The following is a 16287-nucleotide window of genomic DNA, read 5'->3' on the forward strand; positions in this document are numbered from 1 at the left end:
TTCAACCTTATGGCACTGCTTACTCTGGATCGCGTATCGGTCGCTTATGACAACCAACTGATCTTGCAGGATTTCGATTTGCAGCTCGAACGGGGGCAATTGCTCTCGCTGCTCGGACCGAGTGGTTGTGGCAAAACGACCACACTTCGTCTCATTGCAGGATTTCTCGAAGCTAAACAAGGAACATTTTTGTTTGGCGATAAGGATTATACTCGGATTCCGGTAAATAAACGGAACTTCGGCTTTGTATTCCAAAGTTATGCACTCTTCCCGCATTTGTCCGTTTTTGATAATGTTGCCTTTGGTCTGCGGTTACGCAAGGTAAAGGAAGATGATGTAAAGCGCCGCGTTATGACCATGCTGGATACGGTTAGCCTGGGGGGATTTGAAAAACGTTTCCCCGGTGAATTGTCAGGCGGACAGCGTCAACGTGTTGCGATTGCGCGAGCGCTTGTGATTGAACCCGACCTGTTGTTGTTTGATGAACCTCTGAGTAATTTGGATGCTAACCTGCGTGTAAATATGCGTGTGGAAATTCGCCGTATTCAACAGGAACTGGGCATCACTACCGTATATGTATCGCATGATCAGGAGGAATGTTTTTCGATTTCTGACCAGGTTGCGATTATGAATAAGGGGAACATCGAACAATTAGATGCTCCATCGACCATTTTTAAATATCCGACGACCGAATTTGTCGCCCGTTTTATTGGGTTTAATAATTTTCTGAGTTTTGACGAGCGTACTGAAGAAGGGGATCGTATTCGACTAAATACAGGCGATCTTTCGTTCGGTGTAGCGCGTAATCAGGGTACTGCCCAGCCGGGTGCTCGTCAGGGCGCTATTCGCCCGGATGATTTGGTCATTCGAACAGAAGGCAACGAGACAGGGGAAAATGAGCTTCCCGGTATTATTAAGGTAAGTACTTACCTGGGGCGTAGCTATCAGTATGTGGTAGAAACGGCGAAAGGCAACTTTACGGCTAATCAGGAAATGGATACGCCTTACCTGAGCGGTCAACGGGTTACCCTGCATTTTCCGGCAGATAAAATGGTGCTGGTCCAATAATCAGCGGGTTCGATGAAGGAGATACATCATGCGTGCAGACAAAATGATTTTACAAGTTAAGGTGTATAACAGTTACTATAAGACGTTTGAAGAAGGTAATGTAGCTATACTTGACGGTAAGTTTATGTATATCGGTCAGCGTGGTCTGGAGTCTTTTGAGGTGGCTGAGATTGTAGAGGGGCATGGGAAATATATGATTCCCGGCCTGATTGACATCCATCTGCATATCGAAAGCACAATGGTGACACCGGCAACCTTTTCCTATGGGCTGATTCGCAATGGGGTAACGACGATTGTACCGGAACCGCACGAAATGGCGAATGTTTTCGGATTGGAAGGCATTCAGGAAATGATGGAAGCCAGCAAAGATTGCGTGGCTGATATGTTCTACGGTATTCCAAGCTCTGTCCCGGCAACGCCGCTCGAAACCTCAGGAGGCGAGATCGGTATTCCCGAGATAGATGCCTTGCTGCAAACCGGTGAAATGATCTGCCTGGGTGAAATTATGAACTATGTGGATGTCATTCGTGATCCGGAAAGCAAGACGAATCGCATCTTACGCCATGTTCGTGAGCATTACCCGGAGCTGATCATTGAAGGCCATACGCCACAGCTGCTTGATCTGGACCTGCATCAGTTGATCTATGCGGGAATAGGTTCGGACCATACTCACCAAAGTATTGATGGTATGAAGGCGCGGATGGCCGCCGGGATGTTTATTGAAATCCAAGAAAAATCCATGACCCCTGAAGTGATGGACTATCTTATTCAGGAAGATGTGGCACAGCATTTTTGCTTCGTAACGGATGATGTGATGCCAGACTCTTTCGTAGAACGAGGGCATCTGAACCATATTGTAAGTAAAGCTATCGGAATGGGCATGAAGCCTGAGGATGCCATTTATGCAGCTACGTTTACTCCTGCTGCACGGATGCGAATGCATGACCGCGGAACAATTGCACCGGGAAAAATAGCTGACTTTGTACTGCTGTCCGATCTTGGTCAATTTGATGTGGAGCAAGTCTATAAGGACGGACTCAAGGTATTCGATAAGTTCGAGGAATACCATCAAGCACCGATAAAAAGCCGCTTCCCCGCCCATTTTTATCAAAGTGTGAAGCTCAATCCGCTCACGGAGCAGGATTTTACGGTAAAGATGGATGTAGCTGATGGCACACATCAATGTCGTATTATGATGGTCAAGGATGGCTCAACTTTTACGAGCGAACGGATTGCATCTGCACATGTGGAGCAGGGTGAACTGGTATGGGAACATGGTGAACATGGACTCATCGCTACGTTTGAACGGTATGGAAAGAATGGCAACCGTGCTTACGGTTTGATCGGGGGAGATACGATTAAACGTGGGGCAGTGGCAACCACCTATTCGCACGATAACCATAACTTGCTGGTCGTAGGGCATAACAAGCAAGATATGATATTGGCTGCGAATACGGTTTTATCCAGCCAAGGTGGCTTTTGCGTAGTTGAAAATGGCAAGGTGCTGTCCCATTTGCCGTTAACCGTAGGCGGGATTTTAACAGAAGGACCGCTGGAAATGGTTGCAGCCCATGTGAAGGAGCTGCGTTCAGCCTTGTTGTCGCTGGGCTACCGCCATTACAATCCAATCATGTCGCTGAGTACGCATTCTTTGCCGGTCAGCCCAGCCTTGAAGATTACCGATCATGGTCTGATTGATGTAAATGCTGGCAAGGTTGTATCCTTAATCGTGGAACCTTCAGAGATGCAAGAATAATAAAAGAGCCGACCCTCTTACGGGCCGGCTCTTTTTTGTCGTGGCTAGGTATGAGGTAGTATGTTATGGACTTTGTCTACAATACAGATACTTTAGCAGACAAAATTAACATCTTCTTTACTCCTATTGATGTAACCTATGTATAAAAGATAAATAAGTCTTGATTGTGGATGTCCTATTGCATATAGAGTTTGATTTACAATCAATTCACGTAATCTTCATGATTAAAACCGAATAAAGACTTGAAAAACATCGACACAGTGTTATAATTAAAACAGGATTTAGATTAAGTCTAAATTAATAAATAAATATTTATTGGATTCACGCATGGGATTTTGAAGAAAATCAGACACTACTGTTAACGAGTATCCAAGCTTTACACCAACTATATTTTGAATGAAAACGAGAGGGGATTTTAACATGAGTACATTAAATCATACGAACGCACCTACACAAGAGGCCATTCAAGAATTGCACAAGGCATTGAATCGTCAGGTAGCTACCTGGTCTGTATTGTACACGAAACTGCATTATTTTCACTGGTATGTGAAAGGACCTAAATTCTTCACACTGCATGCTAAATTTGAAGAACTTTACAATGAAGCAACAGCTAATCTAGATACGATTGCTGAACGTTTGTTGGCTATTGGTGGCCGTCCGGCTGCGACCTTGAAGGAGCATTTGCAACTTTCAGCTATTCAGGAGTCCGCAGGTGAGCAGACAGCTGACGATATGGTGAAGTCCGTTGTTGCTGATTTTAAAACCATCACTGTTGAACTGGCTAATGGGATGGAAGCAGCGGAAGCAGCACAGGATAAAGCGACAGAGGATCTTCTTAACGGCTTGAGAGAAGCAATGGATAAACATATCTGGATGCTGAGTGCGTATTTGGGATAAGATATTGGGATATATTTCCACGTATATGGAGATCAGGTGAACAAGGTACACATCCCGTTGGTTCCACTCTGCCGCTGGAGTATAATAACGTGAAGGCGTGGAAGACCACAGGCTCTTGAGTCATAGAGCTGCCGGGATGGGGTGTGTGTTATGGAAGTGAAACAACAGCTTTTGCATGAAGCGGAGCAGTTTATATATACATGTTATGAGGAGCTGGGCCGAAGCCGCGATGAAGCGGAAGCCCGGCTTCTTCATATTCGTCACGACATAGAGACAACTGGAACGTATGATCATACGTACGAAGAGCTGGAGCACGGAGCACTCATGGCTTGGCGCAATAGCAATCGTTGCATCGGGCGCTTATTTTGGGACAAGCTTTTGGTCAGAGATGCGCGGGCCGCGTCAGATGCGGCGGAGGTGGTCAGCGAGCTCCTGGAGCATATGCGCATAGGAACGAATGGCGGTAAAATTAAGCCAACGCTTACTGTATTTCGCGCCTCCAAGCCGGGGCAGCCGAATATCCGCATCTGGAACCATCAACTCATTCGTTACGCTGGATATGAAACCGATCAAGGGATCATCGGGGACCCGATCTCGGTGGATTTTACCAATGCTTGTAAAGATATGGGCTGGCAAGGAGCGATGACTCCTTTTGATATTTTGCCACTGGTTGTGGAAGCAGGCGGGCGGCCTCCCGAGCTATTTGATATTCCTGAGCATTTGGTGATGGAGGTAGCCATTGAGCATCCAGAACTTTCGGGTTTCGCTTCCTTGGGATTACGTTGGTATGCCGTGCCTATGATTTCGGACATGACGCTGGAAATTGGCGGTATCATCTATACGGCGGCTCCCTTTAACGGCTGGTATATGGGAACAGAAATCGGCGCCCGTAATTTTGCGGATACCTTCCGCTATAATATGTTGCCACAGGTGGCTAAGCTGATGGGGCTGGATACGACGAGTGAAACAACGCTTTGGCGTGATCGGGCGCTGGTGGAATTGAATATTGCTGTGCTGCATTCTTTTAAAAAAGCGGGAGTCAGCATTGTCGACCACCATACCGCAGCGGCACAATTCAAGCTGTTTGAGGAACGGGAGGCCAAGGCTGGGCGCGCACTGACAGGCAATTGGACATGGCTGATCCCTCCGCTATCCCCGGCGACAACGCATATTTTTCATAGTTCCTACGATAATCGGCTTGTGAAGCCGAATTTCGGAGTTCAAGAGAAGCCGTATATGTCGAGACAGGCTAATACAGCATCAGATGCAGTGCTTCAGCAGAAGCGCCAAGGTTGCCCTTTTCATTCCGGATAATGATGGGAATGACCTAATGGCTGGATTAGGATTCCAGCTTATCCCATGCAACGATAAAAAGGGTAGCCAGTGGCCCTATTAATAGGGAGAGCAGAAACCAATTTAGCCCGCTCCGATTTTTGGATTGTGCCAAACCGGCATTAATAAGGGCAAGCGTTCCCCAGCCTATATAATAATCTTCTGACATGGTATTCTCCTTTGTAAAAAGGTATAATATCGTACTGTGTATGGTATGAACACATCCATGATTTCATAAGTTTAAAGTAAATATAACTTTATATATCCTGGTTTGAGGAGCGAAGCTAAGTTGGAAAGATATCAGGCAGAGCGCGTTGTCGCTGAGCTTTTGGAACGGGCTGCTATAGGTGTGACAGTTAAGCTGGAGAAACGTTTTCCTGGTGGAAGGCTGATTGGGGGCAAATATGCCATGAATGCTCACGCCATTACCATGTATACGGACGTTATTGAAACACAGTGTTTACAAATGTTCGGCAGCGTTGATCAAGTTGAGGAGTATTTTACGGTTGTGCTTGCACATGAGATCGGGCACGCCGCCGATACGGAATTAGTGGACCTCTCCGATGCTTTGGAGCAAGAGAGCGGGATAGGGACCCGGCAACGACTTGCGCTGCAAATTGAAGAAAACGCATGGAATTATGCGCTTAGATTGGTGCCTGAAATAGAAGCAACGTTTATTTCTGCCGTAATAGACGAGTCCTTGCTGGCCTATCGAGTCCCGGTTATGGAGCATTCTGACATTGCGTAACGATGATGATCCGAGAGCCGTCAGGCTCTTTTTTTGTTGATAATAACAGACGGATCGGCAGGATCATTTAAAGGAGTAGCTTTTTAAGCTGCGACACGCGTCCCTGGGATAGTTCGAGCATTTCGGCTAATTCTTTTTGAGATACATTAGGATGCTCCTGCATGAGCTGTTTTAGTTTATTCAGGAGATCATTCTGATTTCTGTAACTCCTTCTTTTCTTGGGCTGGACAGGACGGGATTCACTCAAATGACTGGAAGGATTATCGCTCTTCAGATTTTCAATACAACTTTTACATATCAGATGATCCCTAAAATAGCTCAAATGATCTACGGCACCACAAAAATAGCAAGAAACCCCCGTATACTTGCGAATCATCAGTCCCTCTGGGGTAATAAAAAAATCGAGGGCATCTCCAATATTAATATTCATAGAATTGCGCAGCTCCTTGGGCAGCACAATGCGGCCCAAATGGTCTAATGGCCGTGTCATTCCTGTGTTCTTCATCATTTTTCCCCTTTCCTGAAATGCGCTTATAGTTGTAGGAATTGTATGTATATATGCTGGAAGTAAAAAGCGCTTATATTACAGTTTGTTTTGGTATAGCTATGCTGAAAAAAAGCTCCGGCATGACGAACAATTACGTCTGCCGGAGCATTGTACAGCCAATGAATCTAAGATGTCATGTCGAATTACTGTGGGTTGGTTGTCCAAATACCGGCTACTTTTAATTGAACCCGTGGAGGCAGTTTCAATGCGGCTAATGTCAGATCGGCCAAATCCTGCGGTTGAAGCATGCGATCCTCATCACCAATAGGCAATCCTGCGTTTGCCGCCAGTTCTGTATTGACAGTACTTGGAGTCAGCGCGATGACGCGAATGTTAGATTTGCGAACTTCCTGCATCAGTGCTTCCGTGAAGCCCATCAAAGCAAATTTGGATGCGCAATATGCCGAGCCTGTTGCAAAACCTCGTTCTCCTGCCGTCGAGGAGATATTAATAATGTTTCCGCTTTTTTGTGCCAGCATGCTTGGAAGAGCAGCATGTGTGACATAGTAGGTTCCCATCAGGTTTACGCGAATAATACGTTCCCACTCTTCGGGGTCCATATCTGCGACTGTGCCAAAGGTAGCAATGCCTGCATTGTTGATCAAAATATCGACAGCGCCCAGCTCATGTTCCAGTGAAGCTACAGCGGCAGCGGCCTGTGTGCGATCCGATATATCTGCAACAGCACTCACCACTTTCACACCGTATGTACTCCCCAGCGAATCCTGCAGCTTTTGCAGGTCAGTCAATGTTCGTGAGATTAATCCCAGGTTAACGCCTTCCTTAGCTAAAGTTTCGGCAATTGCTTTACCGATTCCTTTGCTGGCTCCTGTAATAATGGCTGTTTTATTCTTAAGTTCCATCCAGTCTCCTCCTTTTCACTCCATAACGTGGTTGTGCATGTGAGCACATGGTTACATTATACAAGGTTAAACTCATTGAACCAAACTTCGCCTCTGATGAGGTATTCATCTAGAGGTCTCCTATTTGGAAATATTAATATCCCCTGAGGTGGTTTCTACCTTTATCACGTTCACACTACCGGGAACAGATTCGGGAGTATCTATACTCCCAGAGTCAGAGTGGACATTATAAACACCTTTAAAATCGGGAGCTTGTTTAATCTTCACGTCACCAGAATCAGCATTCACTTCCAAGTTGGCTACGGCACGTTGTGTAATATTTGTCTCCCCTGAGGTTAGGGAAATAAGGCCATTACCGCTATAATCGCGGATGGTAACATCGCCTGAAGTAAGCTTCAACTCCATATCTGCTGCAAGCTGACTGGCTGTAAAATTGCCGGATGTTAAATTTGCGATCAGGTGGGTACTTTGGAGGTTTGTAATCTCGGCAGTGCCTGAAGTAGCGGTGATGGAAGTATTCTGCACGGAGGCATCTTGAAGTTTTACATTCCCTGAATGTGCATCTACCTGTAGGTCAGTTAGTGTTTCGCCGGAGGGCATCTCTACGGTAATCGTTTGATCCACATCAGGGGTGATCGAAAGGAATGACAAGGAAGCGGCCGGCTCCGATTGAATCGTAAGCTTACCGTTCTCAATTCGGGCATTATGAATTTGGTCGGCTACCTTTGTCTGAACTTCTCCACTAATGCGTATCGTACCTTGGTCGCCAGAGCCAGGAGTAAACAAAATAGAGACATCATCAGAACTGTCCACTTTCAGCTTCTGTAGCTGACCACGTGTGAACGTCCATTTTTTGTTAATCGCAGTTGTTTCCTTCATGACTTGTTGACTCCATGGGGCACCGTAGGCCACCATTCCGGCTGCGCCGATGACAATGCACAGACCTGCTGCAATAAACCACTTTTTATTCATGTTGTTAGTAAGCTCCCCTCAGGGTAGTCTGATTCCATTTCCAGTATCGTACTGTGCCCTTGACCATAAGGAGTAGGAGATAACGTACTCCAGGCAGCAGCAATAGACCTATACCCGTCAACGTGATAGAGAAAAAGAATTTGGCCGGGTAAAAGGTGCTGTTTAGTGCATAATCAGTAACGGCGAGAAGGGGGGCTGCAATGAAGCTGACCGATAGCACGGTCAATGAAGCCCATACTGCCCATAGGGTAGCCATAATCGGGATGGAGATTAGCAAATTGAGAAACAGCAGCCCTAAGAAAGTAAAAAGATTGCGTGCGAAGCTTCCCTGACGAAGCGGAGGAGAAGCGTTCCAGGCTGCATTGGGATCATCCAACGCTTCTCGGGCAATATCCTCCGGGTTACCCAGTTCATTGGCAATCTCACTTTCGCTTTTGCCATTAACCAACCCGTAGTCAAAATGCTGGCTCAAATCACTAAGCAGCTCATTGCGTACCTCTGCAGGGAGAGGAGAAAGAAGCTGCTCTACCTCTGTAAGAAACTGTTTTCTATTCATCGGAATTCCCTTCCTCCAGTAGGCTTGCGACATGATGGACAAAATCATTCCATTCCCGCGTAAGTATTCTTGTATAATTGCTTCCAGTATCAGTCAGCCGATAATATTTGCGGGGAGGTCCCTCGGTCGATTCCTGTAAATACGTTGTGCAGTATCCTTCTGATACCAGACGGCGAAGTAGTGGATATAGGGCTCCCTCAGCTACTTCAATATGACGGGAGACGGCTTGAGCCAACTCGTAGCCATAACGGTCTCTGCGTCCAATTAGAACTAGAACGCACAGTTCCAGTACCCCTTTTTTGAATTGGATGTTCACATTCACGAGCGGTGCTCCCTTCCTGGATGTTATCAATAATTCATAGGTGTCGTTCGGAATAAGGGGAAGAAACGTGTGTTTGTGCATAATTTGTCACGGGTACTAATTATAGAACAGTAGTCAGGTACAATTTAACATCATGTACTGATTAATGCAAGGTACTAAATTTTTAATAATAAAATATTTGTGCCGAAATGGGCAGATTTTCTTTCTTGAAGGCTTTATTGAATAGCGAATGTTGTAGAAAAAAGTATTTTTATTTGGAAATTACTCGAAATATGGCTGGAAGCACAAATAGGATGCTACTTTAATTTCATTCATTAAAATGATAGATTGTAAAGTATTCAATAGGGTTAAATATTACTTTTTATGAAGAGGTGGGTAAAGGGTGGATTGGAAAAATTGGTATATGGAACTGGAACAGGATGATGAGTCTTGGGATGTATCTGAGGAGATTGTTCTGCGTGGTGTAGTACATCTTAATTTTTGCGGGCAGCCCTCGGAAGTAGAAGTCGAATTTATCGTGGGGGCTGACTCCGAAGAACAGGCACAGACTATAGAAGAACCTACACAGTTGCAAAAAAACACATGGGAGCAGTATATGGAATATTCGTCAGCTATTCATCCTCAAGTGTTGGAGTCCATACACCATCATTATGCTGGCATAGTGGAAAAGTACCGGAATGCTTACAGTATATGGGGAGAGGACCCAGATGAATATGCGCCTTATGTGGAGCGGCCGGAACAATTGCTGGATCGAATACAGCTTGTGTCTATACTGATTTCCGACTCATCGGCAAAGGATGAACTGTATTTGAATTTTAGTTGCTCCTGGGATCAAGAACATGGCTTAGGCGTACATATGAAGCAGATGAAAATGGAGCATATTCAAGGCGTTTATACATTATATGACCTAGAATAAATCCCCCTTCCCGGCTTTTACCAAAAAGGGCCGGAAAGGGGAATAGGATATGGTGAAATGATGGTGCGATTCGATACGATAAAAAGATTAGTTGGATACAGCCAATGCAGCCCGGGCTGCTTGAGCCGCTTGTACCATTAGTCGCAAGGCGGCGATAGATTCCTCCTTGGTGCGGGTTTTCAGACCACAGTCCGGATTAACCCAGAACAAATCTGATGGCAGTACGCGCAGAGCACGCTGGATCATGCTTAGCATTTCAGATACATCGGGGATGCGCGGACTGTGGATATCGTACACGCCCAGACCGATGCCCTTGTCGTATACCTGATCTTCAAAGCTGACAATCAGTTCTCCGTGACTTCGCGAAGTTTCAATAGATATGACGTCGGCATCCATATCGGAGATGGACTGAATCATATGCTGAAATTCGGAATAGCACATGTGCGTATGGATTTGGGTCGCAGGTTCAACGGTGGCCGTGGTCACAAGGAAGGCTTGAACCGCCCAGTCCAGATAGGCTTGCTGTTGTTCTTTTTTCAGTGGAAGCCCTTCACGAATTGCAGGCTCATCGACCTGAATCATGCCGATGCCCGCTTGTTCCAGTGCCTCTACCTCTGCCCGTAATGCCAGAGCCAACTGTAAAGCAACTTGACTACGAGGAATATCGTTACGTTCAAAAGACCAGTTCAAAATGGTCACAGGGCCTGTAAGCATTCCCTTAACAGGCTTGGAAGTTAACGATTGGGCGAATGCCGTTTCTTCCACGGTCATGGGCTGATCGAAGGAAACGTCTCCGTATATAATCGGCGGTTTAACACAGCGGGAGCCGTAGGACTGCACCCATCCGTTTTGCGTAAAAGCAAAGCCGTTCAGCTTTTCGCCAAAAAATTCAACCATATCGGTCCGCTCAAATTCTCCATGAACAAGCACGTCAATGCCAATGTCCTCTTGAATATCAATCCATTCCTTAATTTGCTGTTGGATGAACGCCCGGTATTGCTCGGCTGACCATTCTCCTTTGCGATAGTGCAGGCGGGCCTTGCGGATCTCGGCGGTTTGCGGGAAGCTACCAATGGTCGTCGTAGGCAGTGGAGGCAACTTCAGCTTATTTTGCTGAATCTCACGACGCTCGGCGAAAGGAACGCTGCGTGACAGAGGCTCTTTTGCCAACAGGTCGGCCAGATCGGCAGCTGTCTGTACGCGTGCCGCTGAACTGTTGAAACGGGCTACCGCATCCGCACTTTGCTCAAGCTTGGCGAGTGCGGAAGGATCGTGTTTGCCAAGTGCAGCCGTCAGGACGGCGATTTCCTCCAGCTTTTCATCGGCAAAGGCCAGCGCTTGCACCAGCTCCTTGTCCAGCTTGTGCTCTGCCTCCAGACTGACTGGCACATGCAGCAGACTGCATGATGGCTGTACGATAAGCTGTGCGGCAGTGGTTTGTTCTGCTAACTGACCCAGCAGGGCAGCCACAGCGTTCAGGTCGCTTCGCCATATATTGCGCCCGTCAATAACCCCAGCGCCCAGCGTTTTTCCTTTAGGGAAGCCATGCTGCAATATATGCTGAAGATTTTCGCCATCATCATACACAAAATCAAGACCCAATCCCTGTACCGGAAGTGCGGACAGACGCTCATAATGGTCCAGGCTGCCAAAGTAGGTTTGCAGCATTATATTCAAGGAGGGCGCAGCTTGAGTCAAAGCTTCATAGACTTCCTGAATAATGTCCAAATCCTCTGCCGGGAATGAGGTGGTTAGGACAGGTTCATCGATTTGGACCCACTGAACGCCTTCTGCCGCTAGTTCAGACAGGATACGGGTGTACAGTGGCAGGAAGCTTCGTACGATGGTGGCCAAATCCTTACGATCATAGCCTTTGGATAAGGTAACGAATGAATAGGGGCCGATGAGGACCGGTTTCCCATCAATGCCTAGTTCTTGTTTTGCTTCACGATAAGCCTGTAAGGGTTTATTTTCAGTGAACACCGGGACTGCGTTTGCCAATTCAGGAACGATGTAGTGATAATTGGTATTCATCCATTTGGTCATTTCACTGGCGGTTGCTCCCTTCTGTCCACGAGCGATCCCAAAATACACGGACAGAGGAACCGGACCTGCGGGACGATGGTTGAACCGTTCGGGTACCAGACCGAACATTACAGATGTATCCAGCATGTGATCGTAATAGGAGAAGTCTCCGACAGGAATGCGATCAATCCCCTTGTCACGCTGCTTGCTCAGATGCTCCAACCGTAATCTTTTCATCTCCGTCTGCAGTTCGCTTTCGTTAATGCTGCCGTCCCAGAAGCGTTCCAGTGCTTTCTTCCATTCCCGGTTTTCGCCGATACGCGGATATCCCAGATTACTGCTAATCAAGCCGGACAATTCAGGCCATTCAATAATGGACATGTACTTTTCCTCCTAGTGGGTAGCTGTTTTATTTTTACGTACCAAAAAAGGCATTCTTCCCCCAGAGTTAAAAATAAGTAGGGGAAAGAATGCCTCCGTGATTAAAAAATCAAAAATACGGCGACTGCTCTTAACACCTCCCTATCTTCCGTAGGTACTTGCGATGTTGTTAAAATAGGCAGGTCTCCTGACTTACGGATCATGACTCTCAGCATTCCTTCCCGGTCTGTGGACCAGTGGATATATGAACAGCTGAAAGTTCCCCGTTTACAGTGGCGGGACCGTGCCGGATTTGCACCGGCTTCCCTTTTAAGCCTGATCTGAATAGAACAGACACCTATCTCCAAGCTATACGGTTAAGGTATGACGAATAATTATGCACTCGTATACTTGTTCACCATCATAAGTGAAACTTACAGGATGCGCAATAGAAACTCCAATGGAAACAGTTAGCTATATGAAAAAAAGACAAGCCTTACCCATGATGGGGACTTGTCTTAGATATATAGCATCTTGCCGGGTAAACTTCGCGTTAAGCCAATGAAACGGTATAGCCTGCCTGAATACTGGCTTTTACATCTACCAGACGCTGGTTGCGACTGCCCCGGAAGGGAAGGGTCAGGTCCTTTTGCTGTTCTACAAAACGACCATCCACAATCACATCGCACAAAAGCGCTAGCTCCTGTCGCTCCTGATCTGTGAGTAAATCTTCATAGACAAAGCCAGTATAAGCCCACACGGTTCGGTCGGGACAGGCCTCGCGGAAGTCACGCACAAATTGCGAGCATTCTGCTGCTGAGAAAAACGGATCTCCCCCGCAGAGAGTCAGTCCGTCCAACAACGGATTATCCATGATGTCACGAATGACTTCCTGTTGTCGTTGGGGTGTAAATGGCTCACCTGCACGGAAGCTCCACGACGCTGGATTAAAGCATCCGGGACAGGCATGACGGCAACCGCTAATAAACACGACAGTGCGCAGGCCGTATCCTTCGTTCAGAGATTCCGGAATGTAGCCACACAAATTCACTTATGTTTCACCCGGTCTCGAACTTCTGCCTGTTTTGCAGCATTAAAGCGAACGGTATAATCTCCTGTCAGATATCCGGTTACCCGACGTAAGCGCTGAAAGTGTGTATGCTCCTCATCTGTGCCGCATTGGGGGCAGCTTGTCCCGATAATCCCTTCATAACCACATTCCGTACAACGATCCACCGGGTGGTTGATAGAGAAATAGCCGATGTTCTGATGCAGCGCGTACTGAACAATTTTAAGAAACGCATCCGGGTTATTCCGCGCGTTACCATCCAGCTCGATGTATGAAATCGCACCAGCGTTGCAGAGGTTATGGAACGGAGCTTCCAAGCTGATTTTACGAGCAGCCGGGAGCGTATAATACACGGGAATATGAAAAGAATTCGTGTAATATTCTCGATCATTTACCTCAGGGATAATCCCGAAATCACGTTGATCCAGCAATGTGAACTTGCCCGACAGACCTTCGGCAGGCGTAGCGAACAATGTAATATTTAAATTGTGATATTCACTCATTCGATCGCAATACACGCGCATGGAAGTGATGATTCGCTGTGCCTCGCGGTATACGAAATCATCCTCCCCGTGGTGTTTCCCGTATAGTGCCTTCATGCACTCAGCCAGCCCGATGAACCCGATCGAAAGCGTACCGTGCTTTAGTACGCTTCCCACCTTATCATCTGGCGCCAGTTCTTCTCCACCTTCCCATACCCCTTCGCGCATCATAAAGTCCGAAGCTTTGGCCGGCTGGCTGGTCTGGATTTGATAGCGATGGATTAGGCCATCCACCGCAATGCGCATAACTTCTTCCAGTCTCGCATCAAAGCGATCACGGTCAGGTGTCAGGCGTTTGCCTGTGCAAATACCATACTCAATCCCAAGCCGCACCAGATTAATGGTATTGAAGGAGAGATTTCCCTTGCCACTCTGCCGGTTTCTACCGAAACGGTCAGAAATGGTGCGGGTACGGCAACCCATTGTCGCTATAATGGTATCCGGGTCATCAGCACGGTAAAAAGGCAAGTTGAAGGTGGCATCCACATTCACAAAATTGGGATACATCCGTCTGCTAGAGCATTCTACCGCCCGTAAGAACAAATCATAATTGATGTCGCCTTCTGCCTGGTTGATTCCCTCTTTGCATTGGAAAATATGCTGCGGAAAAATAGGAGTTTCCCCGCTGCCCAAGCCGCGAATAGTGGCCTCCAGCAGCGATTGAGTAACAAGCCGTCCTTCAGCAGACGTGCACATTCCGTAATTCAGTGAAGTGAATGGAATCTGTCCACCTGCCCGACTGCTCATGGTGTTCAGGTTATGAATGAGCGATTCAGCAGCCTGCCGGGTTTCCGTTTCCGTTTCTTCGCGTGCGAATGCGTATGAACGAGGGCAGACTTCTTGCAAATGGGGATTGGCCATATGTAGTTCGTCGTCAGACAGATGGGATTCTATCTCTTCCTCGAACAACCGAAGTCCTTTGCGCAGATGTTTGCGGAAGGACCGGGCAACGTATGGGGCAAGGTCCCAATCTATTTTGTTGGCGGAGACACCTCCGAATTGGCTGTTTTGCTGAGATTGGAAAATAATGGCGACCAGTGCCATAGCGGACATAATCGTTTGCGGTGTGCGCACAGAGCCGTTGCCTGTATTGAAGCCGTCTCGCAGTAAACGACCAAAAGGGATAAAGATACAATTCGTAGTTCCGAGCGCATATTGGTCCAAATCGTGAACATATACATATCCGTGGTCAATCGCGTTCGTCAGTTCAGGCGGAAGTACCCGCAGGCGCGCATACCATTTGGCATACTCGGACCCAAGCTTGCTCATTTTGCCGCTGAACGATTCTCCATTCAAATTTGCATTCTCCCGCAGCATGTCCAGATCTTGTGCCCCAATGACCCGCTCGCCGATGTCGTATAATTGATGTTCCTCCAGCACCTTCATCGTAAAACCCTCCATATAGTAAAATATATATATTTTTCACAAAAACAACATATTGATGATATCTTGTGTTAACCAATTGTTTCGATCTATATATTGTATATACGTATACATTGAGAGTATGTGACTATTGTCACATTGGTAGGAGCGGGCAGCATAAAAAAGCCAGATACAGAGTAAGGGACACATCCGCGGATATGCACCTTACTCTATATCTGGCCATCGTAGTTGCGATGAAAATGATAGGCTTGCGAGTACATAGTATATGATCTTGGGATATTGTTTTGGGAAGGTTTAGAGTAGCTTTTTCAACTGGGACACCCGGCCTTGGGAAATATCTAGCATTTCGGCATATACTTTTTGTGGCAGGTTCGGGTGTTCCTGAATCAGCTTGCGTAGCTTTTTTACCATTTCACCTTGCTGCACTCTAGATTGCTTGGGTTGCCAGGTTGTATTGGTTCGGGTCGGCTTAGAATCTTCTTGAGCCTGGATAGCATCGGTGCTTGTGGCATGCACATTTTCATCGGTCTTTAATACCTGGATGCACTCTGCGCAAATAAAGCTGTCGCGAAAATAAGTTAAATGATCCACTGCGCCGCAAAATTTGCAGGAGACACCGGTGTATTTTCTTAGTACAAACCCTTCTTCATCTACGAAAAATTCAAGTGAATCACCGATATTGATATCCATTGTAGTGCGCATTTCCTTAGGGAGTACAATCCGCCCCAATTGATCCAGAGGCCTTGTCATTCCGGTATTTTTCATTAGCGCTTCCTCCTTCAGTGATATATCCTGATTATACCGAAAAATATTATTTTTAGCTTTGTATATTGAAGGTAAAATACAACTTTTTTTGTCTTTATGCTGCGGTCTCTCTTTCAAATAGTATAGGATGTTTTCGGTATTGTTGCCGGGGTACCCCTTTTTAGCT

Annotated in this window: 16 protein-coding genes and 1 riboswitch; of the genes, 6 read left to right on the top strand and 10 right to left on the bottom strand. The window is 46.7% G+C overall.

Going from position 1 to position 16287, the window contains the following annotated elements; translation table 11 throughout:
- Positions 1–9 precede the first annotated feature (9 nt).
- The 4 genes from BM358_RS14195 (at position 10) to BM358_RS14210 (ending at position 5035) form a co-directional block, all read left to right on the top strand.
- Entirely contained in the window at positions 10–1068 is a 1059-nt protein-coding gene (locus tag BM358_RS14195) for an ABC transporter ATP-binding protein (protein WP_028540765.1), read from the top strand.
- 28 nt (positions 1069–1096) lie between these two features.
- A complete protein-coding gene (locus BM358_RS14200; RefSeq protein WP_028540764.1) occupies positions 1097–2824 on the top strand; it encodes an adenine deaminase C-terminal domain-containing protein in 1728 nt (575 codons plus the stop codon).
- Between the two features lie 420 nt (positions 2825–3244).
- Entirely contained in the window at positions 3245–3721 is a 477-nt protein-coding gene (locus BM358_RS14205) for a Dps family protein (protein ID WP_023990827.1), read from the top strand.
- 150 nt (positions 3722–3871) lie between these two features.
- Complete coding sequence (locus tag BM358_RS14210) at positions 3872–5035, top strand: nitric oxide synthase oxygenase (protein WP_028540763.1); 1164 nt, start codon at positions 3872–3874, stop codon at positions 5033–5035.
- Positions 5036–5060: 25 nt separating this feature from the next.
- On the opposite strand, the gene BM358_RS26515 is transcribed toward BM358_RS14210, so the two are convergent.
- On the bottom strand, positions 5061–5222 hold the full coding sequence (locus BM358_RS26515) for a hypothetical protein (RefSeq protein ID WP_013312451.1): 162 nt from the start codon (positions 5220–5222) through the stop codon (positions 5061–5063).
- Positions 5223–5342: 120 nt separating this feature from the next.
- Between BM358_RS26515 and BM358_RS14215 the strand changes: the two genes are divergently transcribed.
- Positions 5343–5801 (top strand): hypothetical protein, encoded by a 459-nt coding sequence (locus BM358_RS14215; RefSeq protein WP_023990825.1) that lies wholly within the window; start codon positions 5343–5345, stop codon positions 5799–5801.
- A gap of 67 nt (positions 5802–5868) precedes the next feature.
- Here BM358_RS14215 and BM358_RS14220 read toward each other — a convergent pair whose 3' ends face one another.
- The 5 genes from BM358_RS14220 to BM358_RS14240 all read right to left on the bottom strand — a co-directional run bounded on the left by BM358_RS14220 (position 5869) and on the right by BM358_RS14240 (position 9061).
- Positions 5869–6306 (bottom strand): AbrB/MazE/SpoVT family DNA-binding domain-containing protein, encoded by a 438-nt coding sequence (locus BM358_RS14220; RefSeq protein WP_013312449.1) that lies wholly within the window; start codon positions 6304–6306, stop codon positions 5869–5871.
- Positions 6307–6491: 185 nt separating this feature from the next.
- On the bottom strand, positions 6492–7211 hold the full coding sequence (locus tag BM358_RS14225) for a 3-ketoacyl-ACP reductase (protein WP_023990824.1): 720 nt from the start codon (positions 7209–7211) through the stop codon (positions 6492–6494).
- Between the two features lie 120 nt (positions 7212–7331).
- The gene (locus tag BM358_RS14230; protein WP_028540762.1) at positions 7332–8183 is read right to left on the bottom strand and encodes a DUF4097 family beta strand repeat-containing protein; all 852 of its coding nucleotides are present in this window, start codon (positions 8181–8183) and stop codon (positions 7332–7334) included.
- Between the two features lie 4 nt (positions 8184–8187).
- Positions 8188–8739, bottom strand: coding sequence for a DUF1700 domain-containing protein (locus BM358_RS14235; RefSeq protein WP_028540761.1), 552 nt, complete (start codon positions 8737–8739; stop codon positions 8188–8190).
- Positions 8732–9061, bottom strand: a complete 330-nt coding sequence (locus BM358_RS14240) for a PadR family transcriptional regulator (RefSeq protein ID WP_028540760.1) — start codon at positions 9059–9061, stop codon at positions 8732–8734. Before BM358_RS14240 ends, BM358_RS14235 begins: the two co-directional genes overlap by 8 nt.
- Positions 9062–9443: 382 nt before the next feature.
- Here BM358_RS14240 and BM358_RS14245 point away from each other — a divergent pair, with 382 nt between their 5' ends.
- Positions 9444–9977: a DUF6985 domain-containing protein gene (locus tag BM358_RS14245; RefSeq protein ID WP_023990820.1), complete on the top strand. Its 534-nt coding sequence runs from the start codon at positions 9444–9446 to the stop codon at positions 9975–9977.
- 87 nt (positions 9978–10064) lie between these two features.
- On the opposite strand, the gene metE is transcribed toward BM358_RS14245, so the two are convergent.
- The 4 genes from metE to BM358_RS14265 form a co-directional block, all read right to left on the bottom strand.
- Entirely contained in the window at positions 10065–12383 is a 2319-nt protein-coding gene (gene metE, locus BM358_RS14250) for a 5-methyltetrahydropteroyltriglutamate--homocysteine S-methyltransferase (protein WP_028540759.1), read from the bottom strand.
- Between the two features lie 159 nt (positions 12384–12542).
- Positions 12543–12739: riboswitch (cobalamin riboswitch) on the bottom strand.
- A gap of 176 nt (positions 12740–12915) precedes the next feature.
- Positions 12916–13413, bottom strand: coding sequence for an anaerobic ribonucleoside-triphosphate reductase activating protein (gene nrdG, locus BM358_RS14255; RefSeq protein WP_023990818.1), 498 nt, complete (start codon positions 13411–13413; stop codon positions 12916–12918).
- On the bottom strand, positions 13410–15359 hold the full coding sequence (locus BM358_RS14260) for an anaerobic ribonucleoside triphosphate reductase (protein ID WP_028540758.1): 1950 nt from the start codon (positions 15357–15359) through the stop codon (positions 13410–13412). The genes nrdG and BM358_RS14260 overlap by 4 nt, the downstream gene beginning before the upstream one ends.
- Before the next feature lie 291 nt (positions 15360–15650).
- Entirely contained in the window at positions 15651–16121 is a 471-nt protein-coding gene (locus BM358_RS14265) for an AbrB/MazE/SpoVT family DNA-binding domain-containing protein (RefSeq protein WP_023990816.1), read from the bottom strand.
- Positions 16122–16287: the final 166 nt, after the last annotated feature.

Origin of the sequence: Paenibacillus sp. cl130, from assembly GCF_900116035.1 — a bacterium.
Lineage (GTDB): Bacteria > Bacillota > Bacilli > Paenibacillales > Paenibacillaceae > Paenibacillus > Paenibacillus polymyxa_B.